This window comes from Bacteroidota bacterium (assembly GCA_026391695.1).
In the GTDB taxonomy this organism is placed as follows: domain Bacteria; phylum Bacteroidota; class Bacteroidia; order Bacteroidales; family JAGONC01; genus JAPLDP01.
The window spans coordinates 1-17,890 of sequence record JAPLDP010000062.1 but is presented as its reverse complement, the minus strand read 5'-3'; the positions used below and the strand labels follow the sequence as shown (position 1 = coordinate 17,890).

Sequence of the window (17,890 nt, the reverse complement as noted above, 5' to 3'; positions counted from 1 at the left end):
ATTTTTTAAAGGACAGGATCTCCGCCAAAAGTTTCGCACGTGGCAAGTATATCGGCTTTGCCGGAAAATCCGCCTATTTGCTCCATGCCCCTGATGAAACCTAAAATAATCCGGTTTTTTACCAGTAACAGCTCATTTTGAGTAGGTCCCTGTTTTATGAATGTGTTGAGCTCCTCCATCACAATTTGTTCTGCCCTGGCAAGGTCCACATCTGGCTTTAGATCGACCTGAACAGTAAATACTCCACTAATCTCACGCGACTCATTGTATGCTGATACATTGGTGGCTATTTGTTCGTCCATGACGAGACGCTTATATAACCTTGAGGACTTGCCTGAGGCAAGGATGGAACTTATGAGGTCAAGATAATCTGCTTCCGGTGTGCCCCACTGAGGGACATTCCATATCTTGTAAAGACGCGGCTGAGCAACCATATCCTGTGCTGTTTCATGATGTGATCCTGATCTTTTTAATATCCAGGCTTTTTGCTTGGTGATGGGCGGACCCGGAGGAATATCACCAAAATATTTTTTTACCTTTTCAAGCGCCACTTCCGGTGTGATATCACCGGCAAGCACCAATACCGCATTATTAGGACCATAATAGGTACGGAACCATTCATGAACGTCGTCCAGCTTGGCAGCGCCCAGATCTTCAAGGCTTCCACCGATATCCCATGAATATGGATGCCCTGGAGGAAATGCCCCCTTGCAGATTAATTCCAACGTCACACCATATGGGGCATTCTTACCCTGACGTACCTCGTTTTGTACTATTCCCCTCTGCTCATCAAGCCGCTCCTGGGATATGGCAGCTTTCAGAAATCCCATACGATCCGACTCCATCCAGAGGACAAAATCCAGAGCCAATGTCGGAAACACATCAATATAATTGGTACGATCTTCTGTGGTCGAACCATTCACCTCCGATGCACCGGCATCCTGCACTGGCTTGAAATAATCCGAATTATAATGCTCACTGCCATTGAACATCAGGTGCTCAAATAAATGAGCAAATCCTGTTTTACCCGGTTTTTCATCCTTTGAGCCTACATGATACCAGATATCCACTGCCACAATTGGAGCTTTGTGGTCTTCATGAACGATCAGTGTCAAACCATTATCCAGTACAAATTTCTTATACGGGATATCAATTCCCTCTGTTGAGATAACCTGTGCCTGGCTTTGACCAAAAGATTTGCCCTGAAAGCATACACTGAACATGACAAGCATCAGGGTTGCTACCTTGATACAGTTTTTAATACCTGTGTTAATGATCATTGTTATCATAGTATTTAATCCTTATATATTTATAATTTTGCTGATATATTCTTTGATCGAGCTGATATACCAATATGATATCCAGCCCAAATTTGAATAAAGGATTCAACAGGAAGAAAACTATTCGATATTATCCAATGACCTGACGATAATTAATTTATAAAAGCAGATATCTCACTTGGTCGATTAAATGACGGATTTCGACTTTAATTGATTGAATTTCATCGATTTCTTGTTTATTTTAGTTTCCATGGTTTTAGTTTTGTATTTATTGCAGTATATTTAAGGTTCCATTTTTATAATGAAAAAGAAACACATCTTTTTTACTTCATGCCTGTTTGTGGATTTACCTTCTCTACCCGGAATTCACACCGGTGCTTTTTGACATGAAGGTTGATCCGTCATATTATCTGCTTTTGCCGCTGAATATTGTCCTTCAATTGATAAACTTTTACCTGTTTTATTTCTTTGTCATACCTGCCCTGTTCAAGATCAGGTTCAAATTCTTCAGTGTTATTATTGGATTATTTCTGGTAGGTCTTATAGTCGGATTTAAGCTCATCGTATATTACTATTACAATAAGTGGATTCTTCAGGTTCGGGAAGAAGATCTCCTATTTACAACCCGCATCGTCTTTCAGGAAATTCGTGTGTCGCTGGTCATGAGTCTTTATGCATTATTCATACGTTTCACTATCGACTGGTTCCAGAGCCAGAAACAAAAAGCTGAACTGATAAACCAGAACTAGGCCAGTGAAATTGCTCTCCTGCGATCACAGGTGAATCCGCATTTCCTGTTCAACACCCTTAACAATATTTACTCTTTGGTGTACCGGAAGTCGGATGATGCACCGGAAGCAGTGATGAGACTTTCGGGCATCATGCGTTACATGCTCTATGATTCCAACACGGATAAAGTATTGCTCGAAAAGGAGATCGAGTACCTGAAAAGTTTCATTGAGCTTCAGAAGCTGCGTATCAAAAATAAGGATTTTGTCGGATTCAATATACGGGGAACTGTCGAAGGCCGGACCATCGCTCCGATGCTGCTGATACCATTTGTGGAAAATGCTTTCAAACATGGAAGTAAAAGAGTCAGCTCACCCGGCATCATGATCAATTTGATCATTGAACAACAAAAGATTATCTTTGAAGTTGTGAATTATGTCAGGCAGGGCAGTATGGCAAATAAGGATAAAGGAAAAGGGATTGGATTACAGAATATACAAAGACGACTGGAACTGATGTACCCTGATAAACATCTGCTGGAGATAAGCCAGGACGAAGAATTATACCTTGTTAAACTGGTTATTGTGAACTAAATGAAAATCACTTGCATTGCCATCGACGATGAGCCCCTGGCTCTGGATATCATTAAGGACTATTGCAGTAGGGTTCCTTTTCTGAATATCCTGAAAACATTTGATTCGGCCCTCGAATCCATTGACTTTATAAGAAATAATAAAATCGATCTGTTATTCCTGGATATCCAGATGGAAGAACTTACTGGCATTCAGCTATTGAATATCCTTAAACAAAAACCACTGGTGATCTTCACAACAGCTCACGACACCTATGCCCTCCATGGATTCGAACTGGATGTGGTTGATTACCTGCTGAAACCCATCTCTTTCGAACGTTTTTTAAAAGCTGTGGATAAAGTGTATGAAAAAATACAGCTGTCCGCCTTGGTCAAGACCGAAGCCATTAATACACACTCTGTAAGCCCTAAAGAAGATTACTTCTTTGTTAAAACCGAATTCCGTTTTGAAAAAATACACTTCTCCGAGATCCTTTATATCGAAGGTATGGGCGATTATCTGAGGATTTTTACCCAGACAAAAAAGATTATGACTCTGCAGAACTTCCAAAAAATGGAGGAAATGCTGCCCCCGAATAATTTTTGCCGTGTACATAAATCCTATATCGTCGCACTGGATAAAATAGACAGCATTGAACGCAACCGCATTAAAATCAGCGACAGGATAATCCCTATCAGTGAATCCTATAAAAAGACCTTCTTTGATTTCCTTGAAAAAAGAAAACTTTAAATATATCCTGCAGGTCTTTTATTACAGGAAGAATTATTTTAGTCTGACTTTCTGGCAATATTACATTTATTTAACTTTTTGATTTATACCATCCTTAAGTCTTACCAAGTCATTAAAACCTAATTATTTTCACTACTTTTGCAAAATTATTTATTTGAAATGAGCATAAAGAAATCAAAAAAAACCGGTAAAACCGATAAAAAAGAACGGTTGAAAGGGAATACTTTCATTAATGCGGTAGTATCTGTTTTTATTAACAATCCCTTCAATGGCTTCAACTTCCGTCAGGTTGCCAAATTCTTGGGAGCCCAAGATAAAGCCAGTAAAGAACTTATTAAAAATATTCTGTTTGAACTTGAAGAGGATGAACAGATCATCCAGATCAGCCGCGGAAAATACCAACGCCATCCCAACCTTGTCACCGACCATATCTCCAAAACCACCATAACTGGTATTGTTGATATGAAACAAACCGGAAAGGCATACATAATAACCGAAGAGCTGGGTGAAGACGTTTATATAGCATCTAATAATACTTACCATGCCCTTCATGGAGACAAAGTCAGGGTGCGTTTGTTCCCCAAACGTAAAGATCGTAAGCTTGAAGGGCAGATAATTGAAGTCATTTCCAGATCAAAAGTGCATATTGTCGGGATTATACAGGCAACCTCAAAGTTTGCCTTTGTGATACCTGATAACGTGTCAGTACCGGTCGATCTGTATATCCCTCTTGAGAAACTGCATGGTGCACGAAACGGGGAAAAAGTCATCGCACGCATCACCGAATGGCCCGAGCAATCCAATAATCCTTTTGGAGAAATCATCGAAATTTTAGGTCAGCCCGGAAATAATGACGTGGAAATGAACGCCATACTGGCAGAATACAATTTCCCGCTCAGATTTCCGAATCCTGTCATTAAGGAAGCTGAAAATTTTTCTGAATCCATACCTGATGAAGAGATCAAAAAAAGAAAAGATTTCCGCAACGTCATCACCATTACTATTGACCCTGAAGACGCCAAAGACTTTGATGATGCCCTGTCGCTCCGGCGTATCGACAATGACACATGGGAGGTAGGTATTCACATAGCAGATGTTTCCTGGTATGTCCGAAAGGATTCTGTTCTTGATGAGGAAGCCTTCCTCCGTGGCACATCGGTCTACCTCGTCGACAGAACAATACCTATGTTGCCTGAAAAGCTGTCAAATAACATTTGTTCCCTGCAGCCCGGAAAAGATAAACTCTGCTTCTCTGCTGTTTTCATCATGGATGATGATGCGAACATCCTCAATGAGTGGTTTGGTAAAACCGTCATCAACTCCAACTGCCGGTTTAACTATAATGAAGTTCAGAAAATCATTGAGGGTGATAATGGTGATTTCAAAGAAGAAATTATGATCCTTCATGACCTGGCATCGAAACTCAGGGAAGAACGCTTTAAAAAAGGATCAATCAACTTCAAGACCACAGAAGTGAAATTCAGGCTTGATGAGAATGGGAAACCCCTTGAAACGTATATTAAGGAACAAAAGGAATCAAATTTCCTCATCGAGGATTTTATGTTGCTGGCTAACAAAAAAGTCGCAGAAAAAATTGGAAAGATTAAAGGTAAGTCCGTCCCAAAAACTTTCGTATACCGCATTCATGATAAGCCCAGTCCTGAGAAACTGAATGACTTCGTAGAACTGGTGCGGAAACTTGGTTATTCGATGAATACCGGCTCCAGAAAAGGACTGGCCACTTCATTCAATAACCTCTTCCGCCAGATAGAGGGCAAAGGTGAAGAAAATATGATTGAAACCATTGCCATTCGTACTATGGCTAAAGCTATTTATTCTACCCAGAACATTGGTCATTATGGTCTTGGATTCGACTATTATTCCCACTTCACGTCTCCTATACGACGGTATCCCGATCTGATGACACATCGCCTGCTGTATGCTTATTTAAACGGACAACCCAGCGTGGATGCTACCGTCTTAGAGGAGAAATGTGATCACTCTTCCGATATGGAAAAAAAAGCTGTCGAAGCCGAACGGGCCTCGGTAAAATACAAACAGGCTGAATACCTCTCCGATAAGATAGGACAAGAATTTAACGGTCTTATATCCGGCATAAGCAAATGGGGCATATTCGTCGAACTGGAAGGTAGCAAATGCGAGGGCAGAGTGGCTATGAAAGACATGCTCGACGACTTTTATTACCTCGATGACGAAAATTACCGCGTCATCGGACGAAAATACCGGAAAGAATATAAACTGGGCGACCCCGTGAGGGTGATTGTTAAAGAAATTAACCTTTCAAGGAAACAGATGGATTTTGAACTCGTAGAAAAGGATTAGTATGTTGTTTTGATACTGACCTCCATTCAGCATGAAAAGACTTAAGGCATATTTGTTATGGATTCTGAATTTTCTGCAAAAAGAGATATGGAGAATTCCTCTTAAAGCCTTACCGCGGCGGAAATCATTCCTCTTCAGACAGATACGCATGCTCCTCATTGTGGCCAAAGGCCTGCAGGAAGAGCGTATCTCCTCTAGAGCATCGGCATTAACTTACTTTTCCCTCCTAGCCTTCGTTCCTGTGCTGGCCATTTTATTTGGAATCTTCAAAGGTTTTGGCATTGAAAAATACCTCGAAAAATTAATTTATGCCAACTTCTCATTCCAGAAAGAGGTGATCGATCAGATCGTTCTGACAGCTAAACAGGCTCTGGAAAGTGCCAGCGGTGAGATTGTCGCCGGTATAGGCCTGATCATTCTTTTATGGGCCGTTATCAGGGTGCTGAGCGTCATTGAACAAACATTCAATGATATCTGGCAGGTGAAAAAATCACGGGGAATGGCCCGCAAATTCAGTGACTATTTTGCCCTTCTCCTACTGGCGCCAATGATGATGATCCTCGCTAGCAGTTCAACTGTTTACCTCACAACACGTATTAGTACCCTTTCAGGACGCTCTGAATTCGTAGAATATGTCGGAGATGTGGCACTTTTTCTTCTTCAACTGGCTCCCTATGTCCTTATATGGATATTGCTCACCATCCTCTATATGGTCATTCCCAATACAAGAGTGAAGTTTAAATCCGCTCTCCTGGCAGGAATTGTCGCCGGAACCCTATTCCAGGTCGTGCAATGGATATATATCAGATTCCAGATCGGCGTCACAAGCTATAATGCCATTTACGGGAGCTTCGCCGCTCTGCCCCTGTTCCTCCTGTGGTTGCAGACTAGCTGGTATATTGTCCTCCTCGGAGCGGAGATATCCTATGCCAATCAGAATGTCGAAAAATTTGATTACGAAATGGGACATTCCACCATCAGTCACTCTTACAGCCGATTGTTATCACTGCTGATAGCGCACCGGATCATCAGAAACTTTGTGGAAGGGAAAAAACCGATGTCCATTAACGAAATTGCTCATGCACTGGATATACCGGTCCGTATCGCCAGCACCCTGACATATGAACTGGCAGAGTGCGGGATCTTCTCCGAAACCTATACATCAGAATATAAAGAACGTGCCTATCAGCCGGCAAGAGATATCAACACCATGACAGTCCAGTCCATAGTGGAAATTCTTGATAGAAAAGGTGAAGATCACATTCCAGTGCCATTATCAAAAGAATATGCCCGTCTTAAGGAGGCGACTGCTGCATTCCGCCATGATCTCGAAAACCATCCGGAGAATGTCCTGCTGAAAGATTTATAGCTTCAGCCATCCTGTACACAATTTGTATTTTTACAATTTATAACTTCGCTGAAGTTGTATTGCATAGTTATGGCTATTGAAAAGGTCTACAAAGTTGCAAAAAAAGACTTGCCACATCTTCATGACGTGGCAAGTCCATTGTTATAAACCAAACTCCACTAATACTGTTTTTTGCACCCTCACCGGTTTTCCATTGTCTATTCCCGGCTCCCAGGATCCACTTGTCATTTTTATCAGCCGTATTGCCTCCTCATCACACCCATAGCCCAGGCTTCCTGTCACTTCAATATTGGTAACAGAACCATCCTTTTCAACTATGAAAAGGACAGTAACCGTACCTTCAATGCCCTGTTCCCTTGCCGGCCAGGGATAAACCATGTTTTGACGGATGTATTCATCAAATGTCAGCCTATCTTTGCTGAATGAGGGCATCTGTTCAGTAATTGTATATAGCATGTCTGAATCTTCAGTTTCTTCACTGCCATGGCTGACATTCCCGTAGTCCCTGCTTCTACCTGCAGTAAACATCCCAGTTGCCTCTTGAAGCATTGGCGCTGCTATACCACCCACACATTTCATTATTCCGGCTGATCCGGAGCCACTCTCAAAACCGATCGCATAATCACTCACTCCTTCGGGCATTGGCAATGGTTGTTTTACAGTAGTGACCTTACCATCGGTATTTCTTACCTCTTTGTCAATAGCCACAAACGACGTATACCTTGTAAGCAAATTATATTTCAATCCTAAATCCAATATTTCTTTATCACGTTCATTATCAGCATTGTCTGCACCTGAATAATCATCCAGTAAGCGTATTCTTTCCCTTGCCCATAAATACTTCAATGCCCGGTTATTGGCTGAGGGGCTGGAATTTTTAACATCTATCGTATATGTAAAACACATATTGGCTGTTAATCCCGTTAAATCGATCTTCCCTCCCGCTGTTCCTTTCCATTTTCCAAAAATAATGACAGGCCGTTGAGCTAACACATCGGGAATTGACAGGGGTTCGACATCATATACATCAAAACCCGTATAGGTAACTTTTATATGACTCATTACCGGAGTTCCGATATATTCCCTGAACTTCTTAACCTGTTGATCGGTTTCAGCCGGATTGGTGACGATAAAGGGTACTCCCATGCCTGCATGCGCAATGCCTTCAATAAAATACCTGTTCACAGAACTGCCAATGCCAAAGGCAAAAAAATTGGCATTGGAAAGGTTTGTCCTGATCAGGTCGAACACTTCCCTTTCCACGGTGACAAAACCATCGGTAGCGATAATATAACTCCGCGCAAAGTTTTCGGACCTGTTTAATTCAAAAGCCCGCTTTAAAGCCGGAACGATCTCCGTGCCGCCACCTCCGTCTGACAGATCGATAAGGTCAATAGCATTATGGATATTTTCAGGTGTAACAGGCAATGGATATTCGGATAATACTCTGGACCCGCCCGAAAACAACATGACATTGAACTGGTCTCCCGGCCGGAGATTGCTGAGTAAGTCCTTCATCAGTTTTTTGGAGATATCCAGTGGATAGCCATTCATTGATCCTGATACATCCATAATAAAAATGTATTCCCTCGGAGGGATTTGACTTTCAGTGACCTTTGCCGGAGGTTGCACCATGGCAAGAAAAAATTTCTCGTCTTCACCCTCAAATAAAAGCAATCCCGACTCGATTTTATCTCCTGCCAGCCTGTACTGCAGGATGAAATCTTTATTACCACGGGACTGATCACCAGGATTTAATTTAATTGCTGCTGATCTGGTATCCGGGTAACCGATATCCACCTGGTGTGATGTGCACCGAACCTCCCTGATAGCCATACCTGACTGAATATTCAATGAGATATTAAAACTATAACTTGGTTTCTCACCCTTATGAGTGTATGGATTGGCAATCCAGTTCTCATTTGCCGGAGCCTCTTCTTTCAGGATATTTGAATAGCGCGGTCCGACAACTGTTGGATACATAAACTCATATACTCCCTTATCAGGTATCAGCAGTTCCGTGTAGCACATTTCCACTTTTATCTCATCACCAGGCAGGATATTGGCTACATTCATCCGGAAAACATTTGGTCGTTCCTCTTCGAGCAGGGAAGCACTTTTACCGTCATTCTTTGCCTCCTCGTAATCCTGCCGGGCTTTTTGCCGTTCTTCTATTTTTGCTTCAATCGTGCGCTCTCCTATCGTCATCTTCATGCTGTAAACCGCAGCACGCGTGGATGCAGGAAAGATATAAACCGCCTCCAGAACATTCTTTCCTTCATTACGGTAAATCTGGGTGACCTTTACATCAGCAATAACTCCGGCTATGTCAACAACCGCAGAGGTAGATTTCATTGGTAACTGATCCAATGCCGGATCATCACTCTTGACAAAAAAGTATGGCGACAAGGTTCTGTCTGTTGTGTCAGGCATATACACACCGATGAACCCGCCTTGCGAAAAAACAGAACTGCTGATCGAAAAAATACCGATAATGATCAACAAAAACATTCTGAACTTCTGAATTGAAAAAATCTTTGTTTCCATTTTTGTAGGTTTTTAATGATACTGAAATTGAATGACACAACATTGAGATGCAGAACTGAAATTTTTTCCATAAAAATCTTTCCGGCACTATGCACCTTCTTTGTTTAACTTTGTAATCAATTGGAATGAATCCCAGAGCAAATTGAGCTCTGCGAAATACCGCTCCAGCGATACTTTGGATTAAATTCCGAAGCGAGCTGCGGGCAATTTGACCAAGTCACCTCTAACTCTTTCAGCGGTATGTTCCTCAGGTCAAAGTTGTTCAGTAAAAAGAATACACTCCCTGAAACCGATAGTGATCTCATCGCCCGGTTCCGCTCATCGAACAACCCGCACATCATCGGCGAATTATTCAACAGGTATACACATCTGGTCTTTGGAGTATGCATGAAGTATTTAAAGGATGAAGAGGAAGCAAAGGATGCCGTGATGCAGATCTTTGAAAACCTCTTTAAAGACCTCAATGTGCATAATGTCGAAAATTTTAAAAGCTGGCTTCACACGGTGACAAAGAATTATTGCCTGATGGAGCTGCGAAAAGCCAGAGCGGAAGCAATATCTTTTGAAAATCTGCCTGATGAATTTATGGAATCAGCCGACGTTGAGCATCTTGATGGTGTTCCTGACATTATTGAAGATAAAATGATGGAAGCTGTCAAACACCTCAATGAAGAACAAAAGACCTGTATCGAATTGTTCTATTTACATAAGAAATCCTACATTGAGATAACACAGATCACCGGCTACAGCCTTAAACAGGTTAAAAGTCATGTTCAGAACGGCAAGCGCAATCTGAAAATCATATTAAGCAATTAAATGGCACAGAAATCACATACAGCACATCTTTTTAATGAGTCGGCATGCCTGAAGCTGGAGGCTCTTCAGGATTACTCCATTGGCAAGCTCTCATCGGAAGAGGAGGCTGCCGTAAAAAACCATCTCTCCTCCTGTACTCTCTGCTCCGAAGCATTGGAAGGGTTGGCACTGATTGACGATCAACAGCACCTCCACGAAACGATCAGCTCATTAAAGGAACAAGTCACAGAGCATGCCAATGCAAGGCCGCGGGTCAGATTAAGACATATACAGGTTCGTTCTTCACGTCGCATCTGGGTTTACTTTACTGCCGCTGCTGCTTGTATCATTATACTGATTGGTTTCTTCTCCCTTTATTTCCGGTTACAAAAGACATCACAGGATAATCTGGCTGCATTACATGATTCCATTCAGGTGTCAGATAATAAGATGTTACCTGAATCAAGTCCTCCGGTAACAAGTTTGACACAAATCTCCGAATCAGCCGGAAAAGATGCATTGGCCATGATTTCACCTGATAAAGAGAAAGGTACTGGGGGTTCCGTTAAAACTGGTGCTCCTGTGCGTGAGACGGCAGAAAATAGGCAGGATATATCAAATGGCGAAGCGGCCATCACCCAGCCGGAATCTTCCGCTGCCGGAGTAGAACGTGAAATGGTGGTTGCCGGTGTATCAGTCGTTCAACCTTCGGAATCTATCCCGGTTTCACTGGCAGAAACGAATATCCGCATCACCGACTCCTCACTTGTTTTAAATATGGAATCCCAGATGCAAAAAAATATATTGAACGAAAGCGGGAATGCCCTAAAAACGGAAGAACCAAGTTCCAAAATAGTTATGTACGAAATACAGCAGGATGCTGGTGATCAGTCAAAGGAATCCAATGCAAAAAGAGAGAAAGGAGAAAGGGGAATATATACCTCTGTGGATCAGATGCCGTCGTTTCCGGGTGATGTTGAAGCTCTTTTCACTTACCTGAGCGACAGCCTGCACTATCCGCGACAAGCCATTCAGCAACAAATTGAAGGAATTGTAATAGTGTCTTTTATTGTCAACGCCGATGGTTCTCTCAGTGATATAAAGATTGAAAAAGGGCTCGGTGCCGGTTGTAATGACGAAGCGATCCGCCTCGTAAAATCCATGCCTGCATGGATTCCGGGAATGCATCACGGTAAAAAAGTAAAAGTACTTTACAATCTCCCAATCAAATTCGATCTTCAGTAAACCAAATATCAGGTTATCCTCTTCATTTTTTAATGCACCACAACAACCTTTTCCCTTGCAACTATTTGCCCTTTTTCGATTAAAATAACAGCATACAATCCTTCATGCCAGGTTGATACATCAAGCCGGGCCTCCTTTTGCCCGGCAGGTATATTGATTTCTTTCACCTTCGTACCTAAAACATCATAAATAATAAGCCGCATCTCCTTCGGAACTCGGCTATCGGCCATCGGCCATCGCACAATCACCTTATCTGCTGCCGGATTCGGATAAACCCATAACTCCTCGTTTGTCACATCATCCTCCGGTTTTTCCTCCATTCCGACCCAGCAATCATCAGGACCTTCGCAGCCCAGGCTGTCCAACTTTATCACCCATGCATCCTCGGAACCGGTGTCTGGCTCATGAGGCCATAAATAACCACATGAAATTAATCCATTATCCGAGGTCCCAATGATATCATAAAGTTCATTGCTGCTTTGTGAACCGGTTAAAATATCATATTCACGGTACCATAGGCTATCACCATCATTATTAATCTTTAATATCCAGCCGACAATATGGGGAAAATTATCAGGGGCAGAGCCACATGCGATAACATCGCCATTTGGCAGGCAACGTATATTCAATAAATAATTATAAATCCGGGTTTCTCCATATTTTTTATTCCAGATCACATTCCCCTGATTATCGAGCTTAACAATATTTATCCGGCTATGTGGATCGTCTCCTGACATTGTGTCTGCATATACTGTCCCCATCAGAATATTCCCATCTTGGTCCAGACAAATCATAGCTTTGTTATCTTTATACTGTCCACCTAAATTTTTCATCCACTGTTGATTCCCAAGGCTGTCGGTTTTGATTACGATAGGATCCCCGGAGTTGTCATTACCAATCAAAAAACGAAAACCACCAATGGCATAACCACCATCAGAAGTTTGTATTACACTATAACCATTGTAGTACCAGGTACTAAAACCAAATGAATTATTCCAAATGATACTTCCATTATTACTTAGATGAACCAACCAAATAAGACTTGGACCTCCATATGGTTTTTTCACACCACATGCTGTATAATGGTGTGAGCTTTCTTGAATACCTTGAAACAAATAAAAGTAATAATAGGGTGGATTATTGATAGTATCGTAAAAGATTTTTGTCCATAATGTATCTAATGAATTATCAAGTTTGATCATTAATGCTGCATCTTTTACGATAGAATCTTTATATGTTCCAAACATCGTGTAACCCATATCTTTTGATTGAATAAAGCTGCCTGGATCACCTAACCAGTATTGAGAATATGACTTACCCCATTTTTTGGTCCAAAGCATATCGCCGGATGTATTGAAGTTAGCCACTCCTATATAATATGCTCCTGTCATCCCCGCCACAAGATACCCGCTATCATTTTCTAATAGAGATTTTGCTGCATCCGAATTATTCACAGTACTATAACCAAATCTCACATTGAAATAAGTCTGTGCCTGCAATAGAGTACAGTAAGGCATGAATAAGATAGAAATTTTAAGCAACCAGTATTTGTAATTTGACATTCTCTTAATTAATCAATATAGTATGGAATTGAAAACATCTTTTAATGATGAATGATCAGTCGGGCAAAATCTTGTGCTTTGTTGCCCACAATAAGATGAAACAAATATAGTCCATTTTTAAAATCTTTGGTATCTATTACCAGATAATCCATTGGTTTTCTTAGAATTATAACTCCCAAGGATTTACCTTCAATACTGTAAACATGAATCAATGCTTCCTTTGGCCATTCTTTTAGTTTATACTCCATAACAACATAATCACAAGCAGGATTGGGATATAATTTCAGGGAATTTTCTTCCTGCTTTTTTTGAACAAATCTATTTAAAACTCTGGTAGATTTTGTACCTGATTCAGGGAAAATGTATGGTTCATGGTAAGTCAGCGTATCGATAGAAATCAGAATATTTCTGATATAAGCATGTAATTGCCCTGATGATTGATCTAAAAGCTGATAAAGAGAATCAATCTGGGTGGAATCAACATCAAAAATACTTTTTCCCTGAGCCGATAAACTAAGAAGTAAATTAAAATACAACATGTAATTCTGGTGTTGCTCCATCTGTTCTGTGGAAAGATTGAATATTTCAGGGATTGAGTTTAAATCACTTATCGTATTTGAAGAATCACCCAGAGAAAGATATTCATAAGCCAGGGCATATTTAGCTTCCGGTTTATTTTCACTTTCTAAATACTGTATAATACTGTCTGTTGATGATACATTATTTGTGTCATTAAGGAACCATCTTACTACACTGTTAAATGCATAAGATCGTTCTGCCTCATAGTAAGACAAGCTGGATTCCAAAGATTCTTTAGCGCTTATTATAAACTGACCTTCTTCAATTTCAGCTCGTTGGTCATCGGATAACTGATACATTCTATTATCAACTGTCTGCATAACTGTATCTGATTTGGCAGAATGTGGATTGGCAACAAGAATATCAGTCACCATTGCGGAGGATAATACATTTTCTTTATTAACAGCACTGACCATAACTGTATCTGAAAGATAGGGAGAGACACTTAATAACTCTTCATATATCTCATAAGCTTCATCTGGCCAACTGGTTTGAACACCTATATTCAGGGCTTCCGTATCTCCTCCGTCTAACAAAAGGTTCAGTAAACTCTGCACAGAGTCGGCTTTTTGTTCGAATGCATTCATTGCTAATTTATCTTGTTCGATACCACCGCCTCCAGGATTAAGATTAGATGGACAACTTTCATCCTTTTTATAAGTTAATGGATTTTGATTATTTGAGGCCGTATCAACAGAGGGTGAGCGATTTATCGGAATGATATTATATCCATGATTATTTTTATGAAACCAATATTTAATATCATTGCAAGTATTGGTATAATCGCTGGTGTCATTTTGCCAAGTATAACTGAATGTATTTCCTGCCGGGGCAGTAGGATCATTAAAACCTGATCCTTGATTATATTTTATACCTATTTCATTGCCTGTACTTTCGGCTGTTACAGCGATGTCATATTCACAGATGTCATAATCGTTACATTTTATTTGCAAACCTTCTGAACCGTCATTTTTCCGGTTTTGGTTTTGCGCCAGCGTCCCATACGATAAATGATTAAAGTAGTTATTATAAATCTCATTGGGCTGTGGCCCGGAATTGTTAATAACCAGTCCTACACGTGTACCACCACCAGGCGGAACTGGTGTATTATCCGGTTCAAAATTATTTTCCTCAACCTGGTAACCGTTGCATTGATCCAAATATAATCCTCCCAATATCTCCTCCTCAATATTCGCTCCCGGGATAGGTTTCACATAAAATTGATTTTCGGTTATGCTTGCATAATCGACCTCACCCAGATATATTCCCGTCTTGTTCATGTCAAAAACAGAATGGCGAATAACACAGGTTTTTGCCGGACTGGCGCCTAATGCCCTGACACCATAAAATAATCCCCTCAGCGTATCTTTTCGATAACACGAACAGGGTACTACGTTTGTGTTACAGGTCTGATTCATCCCAAATTGGGAATCAAAACTATTGATGCCTATTCCCCTTTCCTCCAAATCACAACTGTTTGGATTTCTGGTGTTCTCAAACGAACAGCCCATGAAATTAATGCCATTCACTCCATTGAGTTCGACAAAACAGTCAAATTTCGCCCCTTCATTCAATTCCTGAGTGGTTATAAAATCGCATTTATTGAATAGGCTGATGTTCTCATTCTTATACTCTTTAAACAGGACTGCTATTATATTATTTTTAAAAACAGCTTTGTTACATATAATTATTCCTCCTCCCTTAGAAGGTGATGACTTTGAATTATCGGTTTCTATTCCGATGCGGGCATTTTCGATGATGCCGTTATTCTTAATGATCACCATGCCCTGATGTATTGTATCCTGAACCTGTTTGGGATCACCCCATACTTCGATGCCCCACCATAAACTGTTGAATGGCCCACTCAGGTGCCCACCATCGATAATCAGTTTAGCGCCCTTTTGAACGTCTACTCTGGCATTGGAGTTGAATCCAACAAAGGACTTGATGGTCAACCGTCCTCCCGGCTGAATATTAATATAATTCCTGACATACACCGTATCGGTCCAGGTTATGTTCTGACCATTATAGATATTATAGTTATTTAATGTACTATCGGCTTTTTGAACGGCTTTATAGGCATTTATCCTCCCTGTTCCAGTTTGACTCTGCCCGTTAATTTCGTATAGTTCAGCATCTACTATTGGATCGGTGGTGGTTTTGATGATATCCTGAACCTGAGCAGGATTCAGAACTGGATTTATGGATTTAATAAGCCCGCATAAACCGGATACTATTGGAGCGGAAAATGAGGTGCCGCCAAATCCTTCCCAAAAAGGCCATGGATTAATGGTTGTACTGTCAAAATGGGTTGTCTTTAGCCCCATAAGCTCATGTCCTGGTGCACAAATATCAACCTCAGGAAAATATGACAAGGTTCTATCCACAATTTTTTCTTGTGTTGAATCATCTATATGATATGATAAGCTGTCATTTTTTCTGTTCCTGAGACGATGATTATCCGGCTATCATATATTGGTGAAAAAGGAAAATTTGGACTGAAATGCTGAAAGTTTGATGGTACACTATCGCATAATGTCCATAACGTATCTTTAATGCCATTAAAATAACAGCCAAGACAAAAACCATTTCCGGCAGAAGCAACTATTGTTGTACCATTGTCAAGAATTCTTTTTACAATCGTTCTCTCATAACCAGTTGTATCTAAACGACATCCACCATGACATGACAAATTTAAAATATCTGCTTTCATTACTTCCGAAGCATGTAATCCTTTTGTCAGTAATTGGGTTGAGAAACCTGCCTGGTAACCAACTAGTTTTGTTTTATATCCAATAGAACAATAATAAGCACCAGGGGGTTGCAAAGTATTATTATCTGTTGTTTGTCCTGCAACAAAACCTGCAACAGTTGTTGCGTGGCCCGGCCTCCATGCACTAATAGGATCAAAGAATGTACTATCATAAGGATCATAATTATTTAACAACTGTGTACTCAGATCCGGATGTGAAGGATCAAAACCAAAATTAATAATGGCAATTTTAATTTGGTTATCACCCCTTGTAATGTCCCATGCACTATCGGCTTGTATTTTCTTTAAATGCCACATCCAGTCGTTGCTGTGAAATACCCAAAAAGTATCTGCAGGATTATAAAGCGGAACACTTATCCTGCTTTGGTAAGGTTTAGACAGTAAACCAGATAAACTATCTACGATGTCCTGTAAAAATCCGGTGTCATCTCCATTGAATAAGATTTCATATATCTTTAACAATGATTCTTCTTTGGTAAAAGGTAACGCTTGTTTAAAAGAGTATACATTATAGCGGTCAAATATCCTGTTGATCCTGACCTGATCTGTTCGCGAGTCACCATCCGTCTTGACCTTATCATCAATGGTGACCCATAAAATGCCGTGTTCATATTCAGTCTGAGCAAAAGAATAATGGTAAAAACTGATAACAGTCAATAGACTGAATAAAAAATAAATTTTAATAAACGATGCTGAATTCAATGTGTTGATTAGTGTTTTCATGGCTTTAAAGATTTGAAAGGGTTTGACAATAAATTACTGACCTATGATAAGCATATGAGAAATTTAAAAGTGAAATTCAAAGAACAGAAAATATTTACTCCCGATCACTTTGTTTAATTCTTAATACATGAAAGGGGTTCGCTACCATATAGTGACCCTTATCATTACTCCATATACTTATTTATACCAAAACACCCAAAAAGGTCGGAGCAAAAAGTGAAAAATTTTTCAACAAAATGAAAAAAAATTCATAAAGCCCTAATAATCAATGATAAAATTTTATGAAATCAGTTAACAAACTCACCTTAGCCTTACCTTTATTTACCGAATACGATTTTATGGATAGAATGGCAATACGATTTACACTCAGGTATGGTATACTTTAATAGCCCAGCTTTTGATGACGGTAATCTAAAAATATCACAGGTAAAAAAACATTTTCCGTGGTGCCTTTGATGGTGGGCATAAAGTTAATCAGTATGTTAGACTCATCTTTAACAGTTGAATTTTGTATATCATTCATTAGTAACAAAATAAGAGCTTCAAAATTTCTTTTGGCACCACAAATATAGCTTATGTATATATAATTTCATTCTATTCTTATTGTTGGAGGCATTGCTACG

12 protein-coding genes are annotated in these 17,890 nt (G+C 40.2%); 7 read left to right on the top strand and 5 right to left on the bottom strand.

Annotation, left to right across the window (positions count from 1 at the left end):
- Positions 1 to 5: 5 nt before the first annotated feature.
- Entirely contained in the window at positions 6 to 1,289 is a 1,284-nt protein-coding gene (locus NT175_07730; protein ID MCX6234600.1) for a pitrilysin family protein, read from the bottom strand.
- Positions 1,290 to 1,618: 329 nt separating this feature from the next.
- Between NT175_07730 and NT175_07725 the strand changes: the two genes are divergently transcribed.
- The 5 genes from NT175_07725 to NT175_07705 all read left to right on the top strand — a co-directional run bounded on the left by NT175_07725 (position 1,619) and on the right by NT175_07705 (position 7,043).
- A complete protein-coding gene (locus NT175_07725; GenBank protein ID MCX6234599.1) occupies positions 1,619 to 2,029 on the top strand; it encodes a hypothetical protein in 411 nt (136 codons plus the stop codon).
- Positions 2,030 to 2,047: 18 nt separating this feature from the next.
- Positions 2,048 to 2,602: a histidine kinase gene (locus NT175_07720; GenBank protein ID MCX6234598.1), complete on the top strand. Its 555-nt coding sequence runs from the start codon at positions 2,048 to 2,050 to the stop codon at positions 2,600 to 2,602.
- Entirely contained in the window at positions 2,603 to 3,331 is a 729-nt protein-coding gene (locus tag NT175_07715; protein MCX6234597.1) for a LytTR family DNA-binding domain-containing protein, read from the top strand.
- A 159-nt stretch (positions 3,332 to 3,490) separates the two neighbouring features.
- Positions 3,491 to 5,674: a ribonuclease R gene (gene rnr, locus NT175_07710; protein ID MCX6234596.1), complete on the top strand. Its 2,184-nt coding sequence runs from the start codon at positions 3,491 to 3,493 to the stop codon at positions 5,672 to 5,674.
- Positions 5,675 to 5,705: 31 nt separating this feature from the next.
- Positions 5,706 to 7,043: a YihY/virulence factor BrkB family protein gene (locus NT175_07705; protein ID MCX6234595.1), complete on the top strand. Its 1,338-nt coding sequence runs from the start codon at positions 5,706 to 5,708 to the stop codon at positions 7,041 to 7,043.
- A gap of 141 nt (positions 7,044 to 7,184) precedes the next feature.
- Here the strand turns inward: NT175_07705 and NT175_07700 are convergent, their stop codons facing one another.
- Positions 7,185 to 9,590, bottom strand: a complete 2,406-nt coding sequence (locus tag NT175_07700) for a TonB family protein (protein ID MCX6234594.1) — start codon at positions 9,588 to 9,590, stop codon at positions 7,185 to 7,187.
- Between the two features lie 240 nt (positions 9,591 to 9,830).
- On the opposite strand from NT175_07700, the gene NT175_07695 reads away from it, so the two are divergent.
- Positions 9,831 to 10,406: a sigma-70 family RNA polymerase sigma factor gene (locus NT175_07695; GenBank protein ID MCX6234593.1), complete on the top strand. Its 576-nt coding sequence runs from the start codon at positions 9,831 to 9,833 to the stop codon at positions 10,404 to 10,406.
- Positions 10,407 to 11,630, top strand: a complete 1,224-nt coding sequence (locus tag NT175_07690; GenBank protein ID MCX6234592.1) for an energy transducer TonB — start codon at positions 10,407 to 10,409, stop codon at positions 11,628 to 11,630.
- Positions 11,631 to 11,659: 29 nt separating this feature from the next.
- Here NT175_07690 and NT175_07685 read toward each other — a convergent pair whose 3' ends face one another.
- From NT175_07685 to NT175_07675, 3 genes are all read right to left on the bottom strand, one after another.
- Positions 11,660 to 13,147: a T9SS type A sorting domain-containing protein gene (locus NT175_07685; GenBank protein ID MCX6234591.1), complete on the bottom strand. Its 1,488-nt coding sequence runs from the start codon at positions 13,145 to 13,147 to the stop codon at positions 11,660 to 11,662.
- A gap of 86 nt (positions 13,148 to 13,233) precedes the next feature.
- The gene (locus NT175_07680) at positions 13,234 to 16,158 is read right to left on the bottom strand and encodes a S8 family serine peptidase (GenBank protein MCX6234590.1); all 2,925 of its coding nucleotides are present in this window, start codon (positions 16,156 to 16,158) and stop codon (positions 13,234 to 13,236) included.
- A 23-nt stretch (positions 16,159 to 16,181) separates the two neighbouring features.
- On the bottom strand, positions 16,182 to 17,267 hold the full coding sequence (locus NT175_07675; protein MCX6234589.1) for a S8/S53 family peptidase: 1,086 nt from the start codon (positions 17,265 to 17,267) through the stop codon (positions 16,182 to 16,184).
- Between the last annotated feature and the right edge of the window lie 623 nt (positions 17,268 to 17,890).

Bases quoted from the DNA above. Each gene is read 5' to 3' on its own strand.
- NT175_07675 (MCX6234589.1), bottom strand. From the start codon at position 17,267: ATGAAAACACTAATCAACACATTGAATTCAGCATCGTTTATTAAAATT.
- NT175_07705 (MCX6234595.1), top strand. From the start codon at position 5,706: ATGAAAAGACTTAAGGCATATTTGTTATGGATTCTGAATTTTCTGCAA.
- NT175_07715 (MCX6234597.1), top strand. From the start codon at position 2,603: ATGAAAATCACTTGCATTGCCATCGACGATGAGCCCCTGGCTCTGGAT.
- NT175_07695 (MCX6234593.1), top strand. From the start codon at position 9,831: ATGTTCCTCAGGTCAAAGTTGTTCAGTAAAAAGAATACACTCCCTGAA.
- NT175_07690 (MCX6234592.1), top strand. From the start codon at position 10,407: ATGGCACAGAAATCACATACAGCACATCTTTTTAATGAGTCGGCATGC.
- NT175_07700 (MCX6234594.1), bottom strand. From the start codon at position 9,590: ATGGAAACAAAGATTTTTTCAATTCAGAAGTTCAGAATGTTTTTGTTG.
- NT175_07730 (MCX6234600.1), bottom strand. From the start codon at position 1,289: ATGATAACAATGATCATTAACACAGGTATTAAAAACTGTATCAAGGTA.
- rnr (MCX6234596.1), top strand. From the start codon at position 3,491: ATGAGCATAAAGAAATCAAAAAAAACCGGTAAAACCGATAAAAAAGAA.
- NT175_07685 (MCX6234591.1), bottom strand. From the start codon at position 13,147: ATGCCTTACTGTACTCTATTGCAGGCACAGACTTATTTCAATGTGAGA.